General features: G+C 63.3%; 9 protein-coding genes, 3 rRNA genes and 1 pseudogene. 12 read left to right on the top strand and 1 reads right to left on the bottom strand.

From position 1 onward, the window contains the following. Nucleotides 1-20 precede the first annotated feature (20 nt). From argH to rrf, 5 genes and pseudogenes are all read left to right on the top strand, one after another. Nucleotides 21-1448, top strand: a complete 1428-nt coding sequence (gene argH, locus NQK35_RS02815; RefSeq protein WP_048743422.1) for an argininosuccinate lyase — start codon at nt 21-23, stop codon at nt 1446-1448. Nucleotides 1449-1575: 127 nt separating this feature from the next. Beyond that, nucleotides 1576-2861: pseudogene (gene tyrS / locus NQK35_RS02820) on the top strand (tyrosine--tRNA ligase). Nucleotides 2862-3220: 359 nt separating this feature from the next. Beyond that, a 16S ribosomal RNA gene (locus NQK35_RS02825) occupies nt 3221-4761 on the top strand. 323 nt (nt 4762-5084) lie between these two features. Then, nucleotides 5085-8211, top strand: a 23S ribosomal RNA gene (locus NQK35_RS02830). 143 nt (nt 8212-8354) lie between these two features. Then, nucleotides 8355-8471, top strand: a 5S ribosomal RNA gene (gene rrf / locus NQK35_RS02835). Together the 16S, 23S and 5S rRNA genes form the textbook arrangement of a ribosomal RNA operon. Nucleotides 8472-8676: 205 nt before the next feature. Here rrf and NQK35_RS02840 read toward each other — a convergent pair. Further along, entirely contained in the window at nt 8677-9408 is a 732-nt protein-coding gene (locus NQK35_RS02840; RefSeq protein WP_257114489.1) for a hypothetical protein, read from the bottom strand. Between the two features lie 144 nt (nt 9409-9552). On the opposite strand from NQK35_RS02840, the gene NQK35_RS02845 reads away from it, so the two are divergent. From NQK35_RS02845 to NQK35_RS02875, 7 genes are read left to right on the top strand one after another with little or no spacing between them, the layout of a single operon-like run. Beyond that, nucleotides 9553-11343 (top strand): HAD-IIA family hydrolase, encoded by a 1791-nt coding sequence (locus tag NQK35_RS02845; RefSeq protein ID WP_257114490.1) that lies wholly within the window; start codon nt 9553-9555, stop codon nt 11341-11343. Further along, nucleotides 11340-11528 (top strand): hypothetical protein, encoded by a 189-nt coding sequence (locus NQK35_RS02850; RefSeq protein WP_009211472.1) that lies wholly within the window; start codon nt 11340-11342, stop codon nt 11526-11528. Before NQK35_RS02845 ends, NQK35_RS02850 begins: the two co-directional genes overlap by 4 nt. After that, the gene (locus NQK35_RS02855; protein WP_009211473.1) at nt 11525-12352 is read left to right on the top strand and encodes a TlyA family RNA methyltransferase; all 828 of its coding nucleotides are present in this window, start codon (nt 11525-11527) and stop codon (nt 12350-12352) included. Before NQK35_RS02850 ends, NQK35_RS02855 begins: the two co-directional genes overlap by 4 nt. Then, nucleotides 12349-13179 (top strand): NAD(+)/NADH kinase, encoded by an 831-nt coding sequence (locus NQK35_RS02860; RefSeq protein WP_048741360.1) that lies wholly within the window; start codon nt 12349-12351, stop codon nt 13177-13179. The genes NQK35_RS02855 and NQK35_RS02860 overlap by 4 nt, the downstream gene beginning before the upstream one ends. After that, nucleotides 13176-14852 carry a DNA repair protein RecN gene (gene recN, locus NQK35_RS02865; RefSeq protein ID WP_257114491.1) on the top strand — a complete coding sequence of 559 codons (1677 nt, stop codon included), beginning with the start codon at nt 13176-13178 and terminating at the stop codon, nt 14850-14852. Before NQK35_RS02860 ends, recN begins: the two co-directional genes overlap by 4 nt. Further along, nucleotides 14849-15994 (top strand): putative cytokinetic ring protein SteA, encoded by a 1146-nt coding sequence (steA, locus tag NQK35_RS02870; protein WP_257114492.1) that lies wholly within the window; start codon nt 14849-14851, stop codon nt 15992-15994. The genes recN and steA overlap by 4 nt, the downstream gene beginning before the upstream one ends. Further along, nucleotides 15991-16884 carry a copper transporter gene (locus tag NQK35_RS02875; protein WP_009211477.1) on the top strand — a complete coding sequence of 298 codons (894 nt, stop codon included), beginning with the start codon at nt 15991-15993 and terminating at the stop codon, nt 16882-16884. The genes steA and NQK35_RS02875 overlap by 4 nt, the downstream gene beginning before the upstream one ends. Nucleotides 16885-16918 lie beyond the last annotated feature (34 nt).

Raw genomic sequence — 16918 nt, forward strand, 5'->3', positions numbered from 1 at the left:
TCAGCCACAGGAGGTCTCCCATGTCGAAGTCCGAACAGCACGTTTCTCTGTGGGGTGGTCGCTTCACGGGAGGGCCCTCGCAGGCGTTGGCCGCGCTGAGCGTATCGACCCACTTCGACTTTCGGCTCGCTCATGTCGACATCGCCGGGTCCCACGCCCACGCCGACGAGCTTCATCGCGTCGGCCTCCTGAGCGATGCCGAATGCGCGGACATGCATGACGCTCTGGCACGGCTGGACGCCGACGTGGCCTCCGGATCCTTCCTGCCGGAGCCGCTTGACGAGGACGTACACACGGCGCTGGAACGGGGCCTCATCGAGCGTGCGGGCGCGACGCTGGGGGGCAAGCTGCGGGCCGGTCGCTCGCGCAACGACCAGATTGCGACACTCATCCGTGCCTATCTGCGGCAGGAGGCTCGCCACCTCGCTGGACGTGTCCTCGATATCGCCGACGCCCTGGTGAGCCAGTCTCGGCGTGCGGGGGATGCAGTGATGCCCGGGCGCACGCACATGCAGCATGCGCAACCAGTGTTGGTTGCTCACCACCTGCTGGCTCACGTGTGGCCGCTTCTACGCGACATTGATCGCCTGCGCGACTGGGATAAGCGGGCCGCGATTTCGCCCTACGGATCGGGGGCGCTGGCAGGTAACACGCTCGGCATGGATCCTCGTCGCATCGCCGCCGCCCTCGGTTTCTCAGACTCGGTTCCCAACTCGATTGACGGCACCGCCGCTCGCGATGTCGTTGCGGAGTTCTCCTTCGTCTGCGCGCAGGTGGGAGTCGACATTTCGCGGCTGTCGGAGGAGATCGTCGTGTGGAACACTAAGGAGTTCGGCTACGTGACGCTCGATGACTCTTACTCGACCGGATCCTCGATCATGCCACAGAAGAAGAACCCCGACGTTGCCGAGCTCGCGCGCGGAAAGGCCGGTCGCCTCATCGGAGATCTCACCGGTCTACTCACGGTCCTCAAGGGAATTCCCCTGGCCTACGACCGGGATCTCCAGGAAGACAAGGAGCCCGTCTTCGACCAGATAGATACCCTGGACGTCCTGTGTCCCGCCGTCGCCGGCATGATCGAGACGATGACCATTCACCTCGATCGACTCGCCGAGCTGGCACCCCAGGGCTTCTCTCTGGCCACCGATATTGCCGAATGGCTCGTCAAGCAAGGGGTTCCCTTCCGCGACGCTCACGAGATCTCGGGGACCTGCGTGCGCCTCGCCGAGGCTAGGGGAGTGGAGCTGGCTGACCTGACCGACGAGGAGCTTTCCAGCGCCTCGGCCCACCTGACCCCCGAGGTGCGTTCGATTCTCACCGTGGACGGATCAGTGAGGGCACGCGCGGGACGAGGGGGCACGGCACCCGTGCGCGTGGCCGAACAGATCGAGGAAGCCTGCGGCTGCCTGAGGGATGCGAGGCAGTGGGCGAGCGCCGCCGTGAACTGACCTCGCGCGTGGCGTGCGCTCCTCGCTGGGCGAGGGATGCGTCCGCGCTGAGCTCACGCCGCGCGCCCGCAGCCGATACACTGGAAACGCAACAATTTTGTTGGATTCGTAAGGAAGGATAACTTTCGTGACAGACATTCTGGACGACCTGCAATGGCGTGGGCTGCTCGCGCAGCACACGGACCTTGAGGCGCTTCGCGCCCACCTCGCTTCCGGGCCTGTCACCTTCTATTGCGGCTACGATCCAACGGCGCCATCCCTGCACCACGGGCACCTCGTACAGCTGATCGTCATGCGTCACCTGCAGCTCGCGGGGCATCGCCCTCTCGCGTTGGTCGGAGGAGCAACGGGACAGATCGGTGATCCGCGCCAGAGCGGAGAACGTCAGCTGCAACCCACCGATGTCGTCCAGGGCTGGGCGGATCGGCTGCGCGCGCAGATATCCCGTTTCCTGGACTTCGAGGGGCCGGCCGCGGCTCAGATGGTGAACAACCTCGACTGGACCGAGCAAATGAGCGCGCTGTCCCGAGCAAATGAGCGCGATCGATCTGCTGCGGACGATCGGCAAGTACTTCCGCGTGGGCACGATGCTGGGCAAGGACATCGTGGCGCGCCGCATCGCCTCAGACGAGGGCATTTCCTACACCGAGTTCTCCTACCAGGTGCTCCAGGCCAACGACTTCTTGGAACTTTTCCGCCGAGAGGGCTGCACCCTGGAGACGGGAGGCAACGACCAGTGGGGCAATATGGTCGGCGGCGTCGACCTGATCCGCAAGGTCGAGGGAGCCGAGACTCACGTGATGACGACCCCGATCATCACGAAGGCTGACGGCACCAAGTTCGGAAAGTCTGAGGGGGGAGCGATCTGGCTCGATCCTGAGATGATGACACCGTATGCCTTCTACCAGTTCTGGCTGCAGGTTGCCGATGAGGACGTCGTGCGTTTCCTGAAGATCTTTACGTTTATGTCGCGCGAGGAGATCGAAGCCCTTGCCGTTGAGGTCGCTGAGCGGCCCCACCAGCGTGCCGCGCAAAAGGCCCTGGCCGCCTCGGTGACGGAACTGGTCCATGGGGCAGACCAGCTGAAGCGAGTTCTTGCCGCGACCCAGGCGCTGTGGGGCGGGGGAGACATTCGCGACCCTCGACGCCGCGACGCTTGCTGCGGCGACGGCTGACCTCCCGCGTGCGAGCCTGTCGCTCGGAGAAGCAACGGTTGTGGACGCGCTGGTGGCCCTTGGCTTCGAGAAGGGAAAGACTGCGGCTCGTCGGACGATCGCATCGGGCGGAGCCTCCGTTAACAACGTCAAGGTCGAGGACCCAGATGCGCTTCTGAACGCCAGTGACGTTCTTGCCGGTGGTTTGGCTCTCATTCGCAAGGGACGCAAGAATCTGGCGGTGCTTGAACTGCACTGAGTGTGTGCGCAGAGAGGGGCGTGCGGCGTCGGCCGCACGCCCCTTTTTCGTTGTGTTGTGGGTGTTTGTGGGGTGTGTGGTGGGGGTTACATGGTTTGGGTTTGACTTTGGGTGTGGGGGTGGGTAGATTATTCACCTGTCGCCGCGAGCTTGTTTGTGGGTTTGTGGTGGTGGTTCACCGCTGTGGTGGCTGGGTTTTGTGGCTTGGTTGTCTGGGGTGTGTGGGTGTTGTTTGTGAACTCGATAGTGTGTTTGTTTGTTTTTTATGCCTGTTTTTTGTTTTTGAGTGTTTTTGGTTGGGATTGCTGGCCAGGCGGTTTTGTTTGGTTGGTTTTTCTGGGCTTTAACGTTTGTGTTTTTGTTCGGAGAGTTTGATCCTGGCTCAGGACGAACGCTGGCGGCGTGCTTAACACATGCAAGTCGAACGCTGAAGCTCAGCTTTTGTTGGGTGGATGAGTGGCGAACGGGTGAGTAACACGTGAGTAACCTGCCCCCTTCTTTGGGATAACGCCCGGAAACGGGTGCTAATACTGGATATTCACTGGTCTTCGCATGGGGGTTGGTGGAAAGGGTTTTTCTGGTGGGGGATGGGCTCGCGGCCTATCAGCTTGTTGGTGGGGTGATGGCCTACCAAGGCTTTGACGGGTAGCCGGCCTGAGAGGGTGACCGGTCACATTGGGACTGAGATACGGCCCAGACTCCTACGGGAGGCAGCAGTGGGGAATATTGCACAATGGGCGCAAGCCTGATGCAGCGACGCCGCGTGAGGGATGGAGGCCTTCGGGTTGTGAACCTCTTTCGCTCATGGTCAAGCCGCAACAATGGTTGTGGTGAGGGTAGTGGGTAAAGAAGCGCCGGCTAACTACGTGCCAGCAGCCGCGGTAATACGTAGGGCGCGAGCGTTGTCCGGAATTATTGGGCGTAAAGGGCTTGTAGGCGGTTGGTCGCGTCTGCCGTGAAATCCTCTGGCTTAACTGGGGGCGTGCGGTGGGTACGGGCTGACTTGAGTGCGGTAGGGGAGACTGGAACTCCTGGTGTAGCGGTGGAATGCGCAGATATCAGGAAGAACACCGGTGGCGAAGGCGGGTCTCTGGGCCGTTACTGACGCTGAGGAGCGAAAGCGTGGGGAGCGAACAGGATTAGATACCCTGGTAGTCCACGCTGTAAACGTTGGGCACTAGGTGTGGGGGCCACCCGTGGTTTCTGCGCCGTAGCTAACGCTTTAAGTGCCCCGCCTGGGGAGTACGGCCGCAAGGCTAAAACTCAAAGGAATTGACGGGGGCCCGCACAAGCGGCGGAGCATGCGGATTAATTCGATGCAACGCGAAGAACCTTACCAAGGCTTGACATGCACGGCGGCACTGCAGAGATGTGGTGGCATTTAGTTGGTCGTGTGCAGGTGGTGCATGGTTGTCGTCAGCTCGTGTCGTGAGATGTTGGGTTAAGTCCCGCAACGAGCGCAACCCTTGCCCTATGTTGCCAGCACGTGATGGTGGGGACTCGTGGGGGACTGCCGGGGTTAACTCGGAGGAAGGTGGGGATGACGTCAAATCATCATGCCCCTTATGTCTTGGGCTTCACGCATGCTACAATGGTTGGTACAGAGGGTTGCGATACTGTGAGGTGGAGCGAATCCCTTAAAGCCAGTCTCAGTTCGGATTGGGGTCTGCAACTCGACCCCATGAAGGTGGAGTCGCTAGTAATCGCAGATCAGCAACGCTGCGGTGAATACGTTCTCGGGCCTTGTACACACCGCCCGTCACGTCACGAAAGTTGGTAACACCCGAAGCCCATGGCCTAACCGCTTTTGCGGGGGGAGTGGTCGAAGGTGGGATTGGCGATTGGGACGAAGTCGTAACAAGGTAGCCGTACCGGAAGGTGCGGCTGGATCACCTCCTTTCTAGGGAGCCCTTTTTGTGGGGAGCAAGCGTGCATGGTGGCCTTTTGTGGTTGGTGTGTGGGTTTGTTCTTCTTGTGCTCGCATGTGTTCACTGCCCGCTAGTGGGTGGTGGGTGTGGGTGCGTTTTTTGGGGTTGGGCATAGAAGTTGTCGCGAGCAGACACGCTGTCGGGTTCACGTTCAACACCGTGTTGGCGTCCACCTGTTGTGGTGGTTGGCCTGCATGACCCGCCTGAGGTTTTGGGCGTGGGTTGTGTGTGGTGGGTTGTTTGTGATTTGTATAGTGGTTGCGAGCATATTTGTTCTGTACTGTTTTTTGTGTTTTGTTTAGTTTTGTTGGGCATTCGGTGGATGCCTTGGCATCAAGAGCTGATGAAGGACGTTGCGGCCTGCGATATGCCTCGGGGAGCTGGCGAGCGAGCGTTATTATCCGAGGGTGTCCGAATGGGGGAACCTAACCTGGGTTGTGCTGGGTTACCATCATCTGAACGTGTATAGGGTGGTGGGGGGAACGCGGGGAAGTGAAACATCTCAGTACCCGTAGGAGAAGATATTCCGTGAGTAGTGGCGAGCGAAAGCGGAGGAGGCTAAACCAGATGCGTGTCAGAGGCGGCGGCCGTTGCGTGTTTGGTGTTGTGGGGCCATGTTGGATCCTTCTGCCGGGGGGTCGCGTCGCATTGTGTTGGGAGTTGAACAGTCTGGGATGGCTGACCGGAGAGCGTGAGAGTCGTGTAAGCGGACCTGTGTTGTGTGGCGTGGATGTGGTGCCCGAGTAGCGCGGGACTCGTGGAATCTCGTGTGAATCTGCCAAGACCACTTGGTAAGCCTAAATACTACTTGATGACCGATAGTGCATAGTACCGTGAGGGAATGGTGAAAAGTACCCCGGGAGGGGAGTGAAATAGTACCTGAAACCGTGTGCCTGTAAGCCGTCAGAGCCTTGTGGGGTGATGGCGTGCCTTTTGAAGAATGAGCCTGCGAGTTAGTGATACGTGGCGTGCTTAACCCGTGTGGGGTATGCGTAGCGAAAGCGAGTCTGAAAGATGGCGTTTGTCGCGTGTTCTAGACCCGAAGCGGGGTGATCTACCCATGGTCAGGTTGAAGCAGAGGTAAGACTGTGTGGAGGACCGAACCCACCAGGGTTGAAAACCTGGGGGATGAACTGTGGGTAGGGGTGAAAGGCCAATCAAACTCCGTGATAGCTGGTTCTCCCCGAAATGCATTTAGGTGCAGCGTTGCGTGGTCCCTGGTGGAGGTAGAGCTACTGGATGGCCGATGGGCCCGATGGGTTACTGACGTCAGCCAAACTCCGAATGCCATTAGGTGTAGCGTGGCAGTGAGACTGCGGGGGATAAGCTTCGTAGTCGAGAGGGAAACAGCCCAGATCATCAGCTAAGGCCCCTAAGCGTGCGCTAAGTGGGAAAGGATGTGGAGTCGCGGTGACAACCAGGAGGTTGGCTTAGAAGCAGCCATCCTTGAAAGAGTGCGTAATAGCTCACTGGTCAAGTGGTTCTGCGCCGACAATGTAGCGGGGCTCAAGCGTACCGCCGAAGCTGTGGCAACAACATGTGATGCTGGCGCCAGGAACTGGAGTGCTGGTGTGTTGTTGGGTAGGGGAGCGTCCTGCACGAGGTGAAGCCTGGAGGGGACTTCTGGTGGATTGTGTGGGAGTGAGAATGCAGGCATGAGTAACGATTCTGCGGTGAGAATCCGCAGCGCCGATTGACTAAGGGTTCCAGGGCTAGGTTTATCCGCCCTGGGTTAGTCGGGTCCTAAGGCGAGGCCGACAGGCGTAGTCGATGGACAACCAGTTGATATTCTGGTACCGCGTTGTGACCGTCCATGCTGACGTCATTGTGCTAACCAATCTGCCCGCGCCCCGCCTCCGCTTTCGGGTGGTGGTGGTGTGTGTGGGTCTTGGGGTCCCGGTGATGGTAGGCAAGCGTGTTAACAGGGGTGACGCAGACAGGTAGCTGCAGTGCGCCGATGGTTGTGCGTATTTAAGGTTGTGGCCCGTCCCTCAGGTAAATCCGGGGGACATTGTGGGTGAGAACTGATGAGGGACACACGCGTGTGTGGACTTGTGGTGATCCTATGCTGCCGAGAAAAGCCTCGACGTGAGGGCATGACGCGCCCGTACCCTAAACCGACTCAGGTGGTCAGGTAGAGTATACCGAGGCGTTCGAGTGAATCATGGTTAAGGAACTCGGCAAAATTCCTCCGTAACTTCGGGATAAGGAGGACCCCGTGACTTCCCTCCGCCGCGCGTGGGGGTGGGGTTGTGGGGTCGCAGAGAATAGGGAGAAGCGACTGTTTATCAAAAACACAGGTGCGTGCGAAGCCGTAAGGCGATGTATACGCACTGACGCCTGCCCGGTGCTGGAAGGTTAAGAGGAACTGTTAACACCCCCCTGGGGTGTGAAGCGGTGAATTTAAGCCCCAGTAAACGGCGGTGGTAACTATAACCATCCTAAGGTAGCGAAATTCCTTGTCGGGTAAGTTCCGACCTGCACGAATGGCGTAACGACTTCTCCGCTGTCTCAACCATGAACTCGGTGAAATTGCAGTACGAGTAAAGATGCTCGTTTCGCGCAGAAGGACGGAAAGACCCCGGGACCTTTACTATAGCTTGGTATTGGTGTTCGCTTGGACTTGTGTAGGATAGGTGGGAGACTGTGAAGCCGCCGCGCCAGCGGTGGTGGAGTCGTCGTTGAAATACCATTCTGGTTCAAGCGGTCACCTCAACCTTGGCCCGTGATCCGGGTTGGGGACAGTGCCTGGTGGGTAGTTTAACTGGGGCGGTTGCCTCCTAAAATGTAACGGAGGCGCTCAAAGGTTCCCTCAGCCTGGTTGGTAATCAGGTGGCGAGTGCAAGTGTACAAGGGAGCTTGACTGTGAGACCGACGGGTCGAGCAGGTGCGAAAGCAGGAACTAGTGATCCGGCCATGGCACGTGGGTGCGTGGTCGCTCAACGGATAAAAGGTACCCCGGGGATAACAGGCTGATCTTGCCCAAGAGTCCATATCGACGGCATGGTTTGGCACCTCGATGTCGGCTCGTCGCATCCTGGGGCTGGAGTTGGTCCCAAGGGTTGGGCTGTTCGCCCATTAAAGCGGTACGCGAGCTGGGTTCAGAACGTCGTGAGACAGTTCGGTCCCTATCCTCTGTGCGCGCAGGAAACTTGACGAGGGCCGTCCCTAGTACGAGAGGACCGGGATGGACGAACCTCTGGTGTGCCAGTTGTACCGCCAGGTGCATGGCTGGTTAGCTACGTTCGGAAGGGATAACCGCTGAAAGCATCTAAGCGGGAAGCCTGCTCCAAGATGAGGTTTCCACGCCCCCACCGTGGGGTGAGAGGCCCCCGCCAGACGAGCGGGTTGATAGGCCAGAGGTGGAAGCACCGCGAGGTGCTCGAGAGCCGACTGGTACTAATGGGCCAACACTAAACAACAACACGCACCCCCCCCCACAAGGGGGCGGGCCGTGCAGCAAAAGCCGCAACCACTATACAAACCACGATCAACCCACACCCCCCGAAAGAACGCGGGACGCGCAACAACGCAAACCCCAGGGGGGCGGTTGAACAACAAAACTTGTGGTGGTCACAGCACCGGGGAAACGCCCAGCACCATTCCGAACCTGGAAGCTAAGCCCGGCAGCGCCAATGGTACTGCAACCGACAGGTTGTGGGAGAGTAGGACACCGCCACAACACACCAAACAAGCGGACCGGGACACCCCCACACGAGAGGGGCGCCCCGGTCCGCCCACACACACCCACAAAGACACAACCGTGCCGTCCCTCTCCAAAATCACACCTGCCACCACATCGGACGCGTTCGTCGACTAGGATGGCTTCATTGAACGCGCGCAGCGCACAGATGATATCGACGCCCCGGCGGGCGCAGGAATAGAGGTTAAGCACCATGGCAGATGACACTCAGGGACGCGGCGGATTTGGCCGTGGTGGCTATCAGAAGCGCCAACCGCAGTGGCGTGATCAACGTGGCGGGGGCGAACGGCGTGGCTTCAGCGACCGCGAGGATTCCCGCGATGGTCGTGGTGGTTATCAGCGTCGTGATGATCGCCGCGGTGGGGCTCGCTTCGATCGCGATGAACGCCGCGGTGGGTTCCGTGAGGAGCGCGGCGATGGTGGGCGTCGGGACTTCGGCGGCCGTGATGGTCAGCGCTCGGGCTACGGGGATCGTGATGAGCGCGGTCGCGGTCGTGGTGGTTATCAGCGTCGTGATGATCGCCGCGGCGGGTTCCGTGAGGAGCGCGGCGATGGTGGGCGTCGGGACTTCGGCGGCCGTGATGGTCAGCGCTCGGGCTACGGGGATCGTGATGAGCGTGGTCGCGGTCGTGGTGGTTATCAGCGTCGTGATGATCGCCGCGGTGGGGCTCGCTTCGATCGCGATGAACGCCGCGGTGGGTTCCGTGAGGAGCGCGGCGATGGTGGGCGTCGGGACTTCGGTGGCCGTGATGGTCAGCGCTCGGGCTACGGGGATCGTGATGAGCGTGGTCGTGGTCGTGGTGGTTATCAGCGTCGTGATGATCGCCGCGGTGGGGCTCGCTTCGATCGCGACGAACGCCGCGGTGGGTTCCGTGAGGAGTGCGGAGGTCGTCAGGACTCCAAGTACCAGAACCACTCGTCCATCGAGGAGTACGTTGCTCCCAACGGTGATGAGCCGACTATTCCCGCAGGTGTCAGCGCTGACGAACTAGATGCGCAGGCACTGCGCGCGCTGACGACGCTGTCAGGCCCCAACCGTGACATTGTCGCTCGCCACCTCGTGCTGGCCGGGCAGCTGATCGACCTCGACCCGGAGGCCGCGTATCAGCACGCGCAGGCGGCCGTGAGCCGAGCCGGTCGCGTCGACGTGGTGCGTGAGGCTGCCGCACTGACGGCCTATGCGTCGGGACGCTACGAGGAGGCGCTGCGCGAGGTGCGAGCCGTGCGCCGCATGAGGGCGGACTCGTCTCTGAGGGCTATCGAAGCCGATGCGGAGCGAGGCCTCGGACACCCCGACAAAGCTGTGGAGATCATCGAGGCAACCGACGCCACAAGTCTCGATCTCGCCGAACAGGTCGAACTGGTCCTCGTCTCTTCCGGGGCGCGCGCCGACCTAGGACAGTCGGACGTCGGCCTTGTCATCGTCGACGATGCGCTCGCAGTACTGCCTGAGGCAGCCGACGACGAGCTCCGACGCCGCCTGATGGAGGTCAAGGCCGAACGCCTCACCGAACTCGGAAGGGACGCCGAGGCAGCCGACGTCCTCGAAGCTATGCCCGCGCCGGTCGAGGATACGGACATTATTGACGTTGCCCTCTTCCAGGACGCCGATGTCGACAATAAGCGCTCGGCGCTGCGAGACTCCGGATCGGCGCTCGCCGAAGAGTTCGATTGCGCACTCCTCGACCTCGATGGCACCGCCTGGTCTGGCGATGAGCGCATCGAGCACGCCGCCGCCTCCGTGATCGAAGCGCGTCAGGCGGGCATGAGCTCAGCATTCGTTACCAATAACGCGATGCGTACGCCTGCCCAGGTGGCTGAGAAGCTGAACGGGATGGATTTCGATGCGAACGCCGACATGGTCATGACCTCGGCCATGGACATCGCCGCCATCATGGCCGAAGAACTCGACGAGGGATCCAAGGTGTTTGTCCTCGGCGGCCCCGGCTTGCGTCTCGCCGTCGAAGAACAGGGTTTCACGCTGGTGGGCAGCGCCGATGAGTCGCCGGCCGCCGTGGTTCAGGGCCTCGACAAGGAGGTCGACTGGGCGGCGCTGTCCGAGGGTGCTTTCGCCATTGAGCGGGGCGCAGCTTTCTACGCGTCGAACCTTGACGCGACGCTGCCGGTCGAGCGCGGCCAGGCGCTGGGCAACGGTTCGCTGGTGCGCGCCATCACGCACGCGACCCGCAAGCGCCCCACAGCGGGAGGCAAGCCCGAGCCCGGAATCTATCGGCGCGCCAGCGCGCTGGTCGGAGCGACGAACCCGCTGGCCGTGGGTGACCGCCTCGAAACCGACATCATGGGTGCGGTCGCCGCTGGCATTCCCGCCATGCACGTGCTGACCGGCGTGCACCAGGCTCGTGACGTCATCCGAGCCCCGCGTGGCCAGCGCCCGAGTTACCTCGCCATCGACATGCGTGGACTCCTGGAGTCTCACCCCGCGCCGAAACACCACCGCGATGGCACGTGGACGTGCGGCGTCTCGCAGGTCGCCAAGGTCACCCGTTCGGGTTCGCTGATGCTCGACGACGTCGAGCTCACTGTGCCGGTCACCGTGTCGATCGACTCTTACCGCGCACTTGCCGCAGCCGCCTGGGAGTACGCGGACGCGGCCGGAGAGCCCGTGACATGCCCCGAGATGAGCGTCGTGGACAACGACGATCCGTCCGGCATCGTGCGCGCGCCCGAAGCAGCCGCGGGCGAGGAACGCGGAGACGACATCCTCGCAGCCACCGCCACGGCGGACGAGCTGCCCGAGCCGGGAGAAGAGACGCCCACGTTCCTGCCCGGCGAAGAAGAGTTGGAAGAGCTTCTCGCACGCACAGCGGACTTGGACGACGAGGAGCGATGAGCCTACGCACACAGGTCGAAGCGCGGTTGGTCGGCTTTGATCTGCTTGACGCCCCCTCCCAGGCCGAGACGTTGAAGCAGATCGAGGCGCAGCTGCGCCAGGCGCTGTCCGGCCCCGATGCGGCGGCGGCTGCCGGCGCCTCGCCACATCCCACTGTCCGCACGGTGAGAGGGACGGGCGAGTGAAACTGCGACGCATCGACTCCGAGCTGGTGCGCCGCGGGATCGCCCCGTCCCGCTCCAGCGCAGCGCGGATGATCGAAGAAGGGCGAGTCAAACTCGACGGCCAGGTTGTGCTCAAGGCAGCGCGCCAGATGGACCCCGCCCAGGCAATCGTCGTTGCCGAGTCAGACGAGGCCGACTACGTCTCGCGCGGCGCACACAAGCTTGCCGGCGTCCTCGACGCGCTCGGCGATCGGGCTCCGCGTATCCGTGGCCGTCGAGCCCTCGACGCGGGGGCATCGACGGGAGGCTTTACCGACGTCCTGCTGCGGCGCGGAGCAGCATCAGTCGTGGCCGTCGATGTCGGCTACGGGCAGCTCGCGTGGAAGCTGCAGGCCGACCCCCGCGTTGAGGTCCACGATCGAACCAACGTGCGCACGCTCGACCCCGCCACAGTCGCCCCGGCACCCGAGCTCGTTGTCGGTGACATGTCCTTCATCTCGCTAACACTCGTTCTCCCGGCCCTGGTCGCCGCGGCCGCGGCCGACGCCGATTTTCTTCTCATGGTCAAGCCGCAATTTGAGATCGGCAAAGAACGGCTCGGCCGCGGGGGAGTGGTGCGCAATCCGGAGCACCACGTCGAAACCGTCGACAAGGTGGCCCGTTGCGCCATCAATCTCGGACTCGACATCGCCGCAGTCGCCGCATCCCCGCTGCCCGGCCCGAGCGGTAACGTCGAGTACTTCATTCACATGCGCCGCTCCCACCCGCACCCGATCGCGGCGCAAGACCTGACCGGCTGCATCCGCCGGGCTGTGGCTGAAGGACCAGCAGGAGGTACGTCATGACGCGAGTTCTCATGGTTCGTCACCGCCACCGCACCAACGCCGCCACCAGCGCGGTGACGCTCGCGCAAGCACTGCGGGCGCGCGGCATCGACGTCGTCGAGGACGCAGCAGTCGGCGGCATCGACATGGTGCTCTCGATCGGCGGCGACGGCACGTTCCTCGCCGCAGCGTCAAGCGCGCGAGCACTCGGCGTGCCGCTTTTGGGGGTCAACGCCGGCCACATGGGCTTCTTAACCGAGCTCGCCGCCACGGGCACGGGGGACCTCGCCCGCAAGATCGCCGAAGGCGACTTCGCGGTGGAAGAACGCATGACGCTCGATGTGGCGATGGAACGTCCCGATGCGACAACAGCCCACGATTGGGCGCTCAACGAGGCCGTTATCATGCACACGGACGTTGCCCACCCAGTTCACTTCGCCCTCGTCGTCGACGGGCAGGAAGTGTCGACGTACGGTGCCGACGGAATGATCCTCTCCACGCCGACCGGTTCCACCGCCTACTCCTTTTCGGCCGGCGGCCCGGTCGTCTGGCCCGATACGGAGGCGATCGTCGTCGCACCCCTGGCGGCGCACGGACTCTTCACCCGTCCTCTCGTTGTCGGGCCGTCCGCGTGCGTGGAGATCGTGGTCCTGGAGGACACGTGGAGCGACCCGGAGATGTGGTGCGATGGCTTACGACGCATCACCGTTCCCGCGGGGGCTGTCGTGCGGGCGCGTGTCGGCGCCTCTGCGGTTCGCCTCGTGCGCGTTGACGACACGCCTTTCTCGGCGCGCCTCGTCAACAAGTTCAACCTACCGGCCCGCGGATGGAGGGACGGGGGACAGTGATCGAATCTCTCGATATCGCCAACCTCGGGGTTATCGCCTCAGCTCACGTCGACTTCGCCCCCGGACTCACCGTCGTTACCGGCGAGACGGGAGCCGGCAAGACGATGGTGCTCAGCAGCCTCCAGCTCCTCCTCGGTGCGCGCGCGGACACGGCGCTCGTGCGCAGCGGCGAGGAAAGCCTCAGCGTTGACGGGATTTTCTCGGTCCCTGCCGACATCGAGGCAGCGGTCGAGGAACTCGGCGGCGTCGTCGAGAACGGAGAACTCATCGTCGGGCGCAGCGTCCGAGCAGCCGGACGCTCGCGGGCACACCTGGGGTCACGGCCCGTTCCCGCCTCGGCCCTGTCGGATATTGTCGGGGCGATGGTGACGATTCACGGCCAAGCTGACCAGATCCGACTCACGGGCGAGGCCGCCCAACGCCGCGCGCTCGATCAGTTCGGGGGCGCGCAACACCGCGCGCTCCTGAAGGAGTATCGCTCGGCATTCCGAGAGGCGGTCGAGGTCAAGCGGCGCCTCGATTCGCTGCGCTTTGACGCGAGCGAGCGAGCAGAAGAACTCGAGGACCTGCGTTCGGCGATCGCTCAGATTGACGAACTCGATCCTCACGTGGGCGAAGAGGAAGAGCTCACCCGTGAAGCCGCGCGCCTGACCAACGTCGAAGATCTGCGAGCGCTGCTGGAACAGTGTGTGACCTGCCTGAGAGGGGACGAGCGCTCAGACTACGCTGGCGCGCTTGAGGCGACCCGCAGCGCCTACGCGCGACTCGACGAAGCGCTGCGGTTTGACGAAAGCCTGGCTGAGATGGTGGCTCGCACGCGCAGCCAGGTGCTCGAACTCGAAGCGCTCGCTGACGACACGGCCTCCTACCTGTCCCACCTTGATGCGGACCCGGCCCGGCTCGCGCAAATCCACGCGCGACGTGCCGCGATGAGAGACGCACTGCGGGGGCGCGCGGCCGACATCGAGTCGCTGCTGGAATGGAGGACGAACGCCAACGCACGCGTGGCCGAGCTCTCGAAGCCGAGCTCGGATCCAGCCCTCGTCGAACAGGAACTCGCTTCCGCCCAGGAACGCGTGCTCTCCCGCGGGCGCCTCCTCACCCAGTCACGCACGCGCCTGGCGCGCAAACTCGCCGCGGGCGTCAACGAGGAATTGCACGCCCTCGCCATGCCCGACGCGACCCTACACATTGACCTTGGCGCGACCAAACCGTCCTCCCACGGCTGCGAGACGGTCATGTTCCGCCTCCAGCCCCACCCGCACGCGCCCGCCCGCCCGCTCGGCCAGGGAGCCTCAGGCGGTGAGCTGTCACGCGTCATGCTCGCACTCGAACTCATGCTCGGGCAAACCGAGGCCTCCTCCACCTTCATCTTCGATGAGATCGATGCGGGCATCGGCGGCCAGACCGCGACCGAGGTCGGCGCCCGCCTGAAGCGCCTGGCCCAGTCGCGACAGGTCATCGTCGTCACGCACCTCGCCCAGGTGGCCGCATTCGGCGACCAGCACCTCGTCATCGAGAAGGAGAACGGAACGACCAGCGTTCGCTCGGTCCAAGGCGCGCAGCGCGAGGCGGAACTGACGCGCATGATGGGTGGCGATCCGCACTCAGAGGCGGCGCGCCGCCACGCTTCGCACGTCTTGGCCTCCGCCGTGTCACAATCGCAGGGATGAGCGAGACACTTTCACGGGATGCGCGACCGAGGTCGGGGCGCGTCCGCATCGACGACCGGCCCAAGCACCTGGCCACGCGCCTCGAAAAGTCCGACATGGCGGTCATCAACGTCGCGGACCTGGACCGTGACAGCGCCGAGGCGCTGGTCGCGGCGGGTCCGAGTGCGATCTTGAATGCCCAGCCGTCGCTGACCGGGCGCACGCGAGCGATGGGGCCGAAGGTCATCCTTGACGCGGGAATCACCCTCGTGGATGATCTCGGCCAAGACATCATGTCCCTGCGCGAGGGGCAGGAGGTCACGCTCGTCGGGGGAAAGGTGCTCCTGGATGGCACGGTGATCGCCACCGGCAAAGCCGTCACCCGCGATGACCTGGACGTTGAGGTGGCCGACTCCGCGACGCTTTTTGCGGGATTCGAAGGCGCGATAGAGGACTACCTTGCCAAGGACGGAGCCACGGTGCTCAGAGGCGTTGACGTCCCCGCGCTCCCGCGCGTCGGTGACCGCCCCATTGTGCTGATCACGGGATCGGCCGAGGCGCGCGAGGAGTTGCGTGCGCTCGCTCGCTGGCGTGCCGAAGCTGCACCCTTCATTATCGCCGTCGACTCCGGCGCTGACGTGGCGCTCGCAGCGCACGTGCCCCTCGACGCGGTGATCGGAGACGCCGACCTCATGAGCGAGAAGGCGATCCGGAGCGCCCGCACCTTCATCGTGCGCGTTGGCGGCGACGGTCTGGCACCGGGTGCCGAGAGGCTCGACAAAATGGGCGTCGTCTACGAGTCCGTCGTGATGGCGGGCACGTCCGTCGATGCAGCGATCGTGGTGGCGGCTCACTCCTCAGCGAGTGCGATCGTCACCGTCGGTGTCTCCTATGGAGAGAATGAGCTCGTCGACGCTGGCCGGGCGCTCGTCGCCCCGGCCTTCTTCTCCCGCCTCGCCGCCGGATCTCGCCTAATCGGCGCCCGCGGGGTCGCGGCAACCTTCCGTCCTCGTCCTCGTGGATGGACGCTCGTCCTGCTCGCCCTGGTCGCCATCGGCTTGATGGGCGTGGCCCTCTGGTCAACGCCCTGGGGGCACGATCTTCTCGAACCTGTGACGTCCCTGCTGTCCTCGCTCACGCACTTTGCTGGGGGAACCCTATGATCAACTTCCGTTACCACGTCGTGTCCATCATCGGTATTTTCGTCGCCCTGGCGGTTGGCGTCGTACTCGGCGCGGGACCGCTGCAAACCCGGATTCGCGCGGGCGTGAGCTCCTCCGGCGCGACCACGACCGTGGACCCTGCGGCCAGCGCGCACGCAGAAGCCGAAGCGGCCGGGTTGAAAGCACTGGCCTCCTCCACTCTCGCGGGCTCGCTTGCGGGCCGCCAGGTTGCCCTTGTCGTGCTGCCGGGAGCTTCCGAGGACGACGTCAGCGCGATTCGCTCAACGCTGACCGACGCCGGCGCAAGCGTTGTCGGTCGGGTCAGCCTGACGGACAACTGGGAGTCAACCTCCATGAGCCAGTATCGTACGACGCTGTCTGCGACGCTGGCGTCGCATCTCAGCTCGGGTGGTGCGAAGACAGCCAGTGCGGACGGTATCGTTGGATACGCCATCGCCCAGGTTCTATCCTCAACGGGCGCGGAAACCGACCTGCTTCGTCAGATTCTCACCGACCAGTCCACCCCCATTATGACCGTCGACGAGGACCCAGCCGGTGGTGCTTCGACGCTCGTTGCCATCGGAGCGCGTGCGCAGGCGCAGCCGCAGGCCACAGCCTCTCCCTCCGCAGTTTCGAAGAGCTCCGATGCCTGGGCTGGCTTGGCCCAGGCCGTCGGCTCGACCTCCGGTGTCGTGGTCGGTGACGCCTCCAGCCGCGACGCGATGATTACCTACCTGCGAGGCTCGGCGACGGGCGTTACCACGGTCGATTCGGTGGGCACGACCCTCGCCGCAGTCGACACCGCTTTGGCCCTCGCCCACGGCGGCTCCGGTGCGCGCGCTTTCGGCGTCGGCAACGGCGCTCAATCCGTCGTACCCAGCACGAAGTAGGACACGCGGCCGCAGGTGGATGCGTCTCGATGCG

It is taken from the genome of Schaalia odontolytica, from assembly GCF_024584435.1.
Lineage (GTDB): Bacteria > Actinomycetota > Actinomycetes > Actinomycetales > Actinomycetaceae > Pauljensenia.